Raw genomic sequence first — 3826 nt, 5'->3', positions numbered from 1 at the left:
TGTCCGGGAGCTGGGCGGCCTGCGAGGTGGCGGCCGGCATACGGCCGGTGGCCACCTGGAAGTCCACGGCTGCGGCGCCCACGCCCACCAGGCTCGGACCGTCGGAGGTGCCCTGACCACCGGTGCCGTGGCAGCTGGCGCAGCCGACGGTGTAGAGCTTCTTGCCCTCCTCGATGGTGAGGGACTGGGCGGTGGCGTCGGCCTGCGCCTTGTCCGCGGGTGCGAACACGGCGTACAGCCCCCCGGTGCATGCCAGCGCGAGGAGTAGGACGACGAGCGCCGCCAGCGGGTGGCGTCGTCGTGCGGAGAGCTTTTTCACGGATTACCCCGGTGTCAGGATCTTCTGCGTCGATGCTTCTGGTTGGTGCGGCGCTTCGGCGCGCGCGGATGTGGGCCCGGCTACTTGATCATGTAGATCGTGGCGAAGAGGCCGATCCAGACGACGTCGACGAAGTGCCAGTAATAGGACACGACGATGGCCGCGGTCGCCTGTTCGTGGGTGAACCTCCGGGCTGCGTAGGTCCGGCCCAGGACCAGCAGGAAGGCGATGAGACCGCCCAGCACATGCAGGCCGTGGAAGCCGGTGGTCAGGTAGAACACCGAGCCGTACGGGTCGGAGGAGATGGTCAGACCGTAGTGCTTGACCAGCTCGGTGTATTCGAGGACCTGGCCGCCGATGAAGACCGAACCCATGATGAAGGTGACGATGAACCACATCCGGAGCTTCTTCACGTCACCGCGCTCGGCGGCGAAGACGCCGAGCTGGCAGGTGAGGGAGGAGAGCACCAGGATCGTGGTGTTCGTCGCCGAGAACGGGAAGTTCAGGGTGTCGGCCTTCTCCGACCAGAAGTCGGGTCCGGTCACCGATCGCAGGGTGAAGTACATCGCGAAGAGGGCCGCGAAGAACATCAGCTCGGAACTCAGCCAGATGATGGTTCCGACGCTGGTGAGGTTCGGTCGGTTGACCGACGGGTGCGCGTGCCCGGTATCTACTGTCGTTGCTGTCGCCACGCCGACATTATGTCGGTCGCTTATCCCGCCCTCACCCCGGGGGGTGCCGTTCGGTGTGTTCGCCCCTCCTGTACTGCCCGGATGGCCCATCGGGCGGTGGGTCGAAGGCGTGTCCGAACCAGTGTTGACAAGCGCCCGGAAGGGGTAGCATCCGCGCCATCGGGGCCCGAAGCCCCGACGATGCCGTGCCCTCTCTCGACGCGTGGAGGAACAATGCAGGCGACCGCCACGGTGCTGGTCTACAGCGACAACGCAGGCACCCGGGAGCAGGTGCGGCTCGCCACCGGCCGGCGGCCGGCCCCGGACGTCCCCGTCGTGGAGTTCGTGGAGTGCGCGACCGTCCCCGCCGTCCTCAAGGAACTGGACCGGGGCGGCATCGACGTCTGCGTCCTGGACGGCGAGGCCGTGCCCATGGGCGGCATGGGGGTGTGCCGCCAGATCAAGGACGAGATCTTCGACTGCCCGCCGGTGCTGCTGCTGATCGGGCGACCCCAGGACGCCTGGCTGGCCACCTGGAGCCGTGCGGAGGCGGCGGTGACCCTGCCGGTGGAGCCGGTGGAGTTCGCCTCGGCCCTCGCCTCCCTGCTGCGGCGCAAGAGCGTCCTGAACGCCTGAGGCACCGCCCTCCGGGGAACGGGCCGGGGCACGCCCCGGGCCGCCCTCAGACCGGCTGAGGACGCAGCCGCGCCCTCTCCTCGGTGCGGGGGTCGTCCTGGGCGCCGTCCGCCAGCGCGCTGCCCTCGCGCCACTTCTGCCAGGTGAGGTTCCAGTCGCCGAAGCCGTTGCCGAAGGGCTCCATGGTGCCGCCGTCCGAGTTCACCGTCTCTATGAGGTCGCCCTCGCGGACGGTCCCGAAGAACCACTCGGCGTTCTCGGTGCTCATGCCGACGCAGCCGTGGCTGACGTTGGCGTAGCCCTGGGAGCCGACGGACCACGGGGCGGCGTGCACGTACTCGCCGCTCCAGGTCACCCGGGTGGCGAACTCGACGTTCAGGTCGTACGACTCGGCCGATCCCTCCGCTATCCCGACGGTGCTGCTGCGCATGCGTACGAAGCGTTCCTTGCCGAGCACGACCTTGACGCCGTTGCGGGTCTCGAAGCCGGGCTTGCCGGTGGTGACGGGTATCTGCTTGATCTCCTCCCCGTTCTTGTGGACCGTCAGCCGATGCGCGGCGGCATCGGCGACGGCTATGAGCCGGTCGCCGATACTGAGCGACAGGGGGTCGGACGGGGCACCCCGGAGCCGCTCGTTGACCTTGATGCCCTCCAGGGTGCTGCGCACCCGGACGGTGGCGTGGGCCGGCCAGTAGTCCTTCGGGCGGTAGTGCAGCTTCCGGTCGTCCACCCAGTGCCAGGAGCCGGTCACCGCGGGCGTGGAGTCCACCTTCAGGGCGCGTTCCACCACGGCGCGCTGGGCCCGGTCCTCGATCGGCGCGCTCAACTCGGCGGTGACGGGTTGCCCGACGCCGTAGGTGCCGGCCGCCGGCCCGAAGGCGACGGTCAGGCCCTGGGTGGTGGGCTTCCCGGTGGTGAAGGCGAGGACCTTGCGGCCCGGTCGGCCGTCCTCGTCCTCGGTGCTCACCCGGATCGTGTACCGGGCGTCGGCCGCGAGCGGCGAGGTGCTGTGCCAGCGGCTGCCGTCGGCGGCCAGCTCGCCGGCCACGTGGCGGCCCGAGGCGTCCACGGTGGTGACGTCCGTGATGCGCCCGTCGGTGCCTTCGGCGACGACCTCCAGGGGCTGGTCGGGGTCGACCGTCTTCCCCTCCCCGACGGATCCGTTGAAGGAGATCTGCTGCCCCGCGTCGTACGGTTCGGCGGACAGCGGGTTGCCGTCGCCGCAGCTCGTGAGGCTCGCGCCGAGGGCGAGCGCCAGCAGTGTGCAGCCTGCGACGGTGCGATTCCGGCCGGTTCCCCCGCCGTGGAAGGACTCTGTCTGTCTCATGTCCTCACGCTAGGAAACCGCGTCGGCTCCGGCGCACCGAGCGGCCCGAACGAGTGATTTCCGGTGAAGCGGAAGAGGGCCCGGACGCTCCTGACGGAGTGTCCGGGCCCTCATGTGCCGTGCCGCGTGCTACTGGGTGCGGTTCTCACCGCGGTAGTACTCGAAGACCCAGCCCCAGATGCTGGCCAGGATCACCGGCAGCGCGAAGTACACCAGCCACCAGCCGACGGCGACGCCCAGGAAGACGAAGGCACCGCCGATGCCCAGGAAGAGCGGCTGCCAGCTGTGCGGGCTGAAGAACCCGACCTCGCCGGCGTCGTCCGCGACGTCCGCCTCCTTGTTGTCCTGCGCTCCGACGTCCACCCGCTTGGCCGTGAAGCCCAGGTAGAAGCCGATCATGATCGCCAGGCCGAAGGCCAGGAAGAGAGCGGTGGTGCCGACCGGCTCCTTCGACCACACGCCGTAGACCACGGCGACGATGAGGAGGAAGAGGCTCAGCCACATGAACATCTTGCCCTGGATCTTCACTTGCCCGCCTCCTTTCCACCGGCGAGGGCCTTCTCACCGTGACCGGCGTTCTCGAGCTGGTCGAGCGCGGCGATCTCCGGGTGGTGCAGGTCGAACGCCGGGGATTCACTGCGGATCCGCGGCAGGGTGAGGAAGTTGTGCCGCGGCGGCGGGCAGGAGGTCGCCCACTCCAGCGAACGGCCGTAGCCCCAGGGGTCGTCGACCTCGACCTTCTTGCCGTACTTGGCCGTCTTCCAGACGTTGTAGAAGAACGGCAGGAGCGACAGGCCGAGCAGGAACGAGGCGATCGTGGAGACCGTGTTCAGCGCGGTGAAGCCGTCGGCGGCCAGGTAGTCCGAGTACCGG

General features: G+C 69.1%; 5 protein-coding genes and 1 pseudogene. 1 reads left to right on the top strand and 5 read right to left on the bottom strand.

The window, feature by feature from the left end; translation table 11 throughout:
• Both B7L92_RS12205 and ctaE read right to left on the bottom strand, forming a co-directional pair.
• On the bottom strand, positions 1–319 hold a 319-nt coding region (locus tag B7L92_RS12205), incomplete at its 3' end, for a c-type cytochrome (RefSeq protein WP_143626305.1).
• 80 nt (positions 320–399) lie between these two features.
• A complete protein-coding gene (gene ctaE, locus B7L92_RS12200; protein ID WP_081237446.1) occupies positions 400–1011 on the bottom strand; it encodes an aa3-type cytochrome oxidase subunit III in 612 nt (203 codons plus the stop codon).
• Between the two features lie 213 nt (positions 1012–1224).
• Here ctaE and B7L92_RS12195 point away from each other — a divergent pair, with 213 nt between their 5' ends.
• Positions 1225–1626, top strand: a complete 402-nt coding sequence (locus B7L92_RS12195) for a response regulator (RefSeq protein WP_004989095.1) — start codon at positions 1225–1227, stop codon at positions 1624–1626.
• A 46-nt stretch (positions 1627–1672) separates the two neighbouring features.
• Here B7L92_RS12195 and B7L92_RS12190 read toward each other — a convergent pair whose 3' ends face one another.
• The 3 genes and pseudogenes from B7L92_RS12190 to B7L92_RS12180 all read right to left on the bottom strand — a co-directional run.
• Entirely contained in the window at positions 1673–2953 is a 1281-nt protein-coding gene (locus B7L92_RS12190; RefSeq protein ID WP_081237445.1) for a L,D-transpeptidase, read from the bottom strand.
• A gap of 129 nt (positions 2954–3082) precedes the next feature.
• Positions 3083–3481 carry a cytochrome c oxidase subunit 4 gene (locus B7L92_RS12185; RefSeq protein ID WP_004989089.1) on the bottom strand — a complete coding sequence of 133 codons (399 nt, stop codon included), beginning with the start codon at positions 3479–3481 and terminating at the stop codon, positions 3083–3085.
• Positions 3478–3826: pseudogene (locus B7L92_RS12180) on the bottom strand (aa3-type cytochrome oxidase subunit I); the annotation flags it as partial. The pseudogene B7L92_RS12180 and the gene B7L92_RS12185, both read right to left, overlap by 4 nt.

This window comes from Streptomyces viridosporus (genome assembly GCF_002078235.1).
GTDB classification, from domain to species: domain Bacteria; phylum Actinomycetota; class Actinomycetes; order Streptomycetales; family Streptomycetaceae; genus Streptomyces; species Streptomyces viridosporus.
This window is presented reverse-complemented; position numbering and strand designations above follow the sequence as displayed.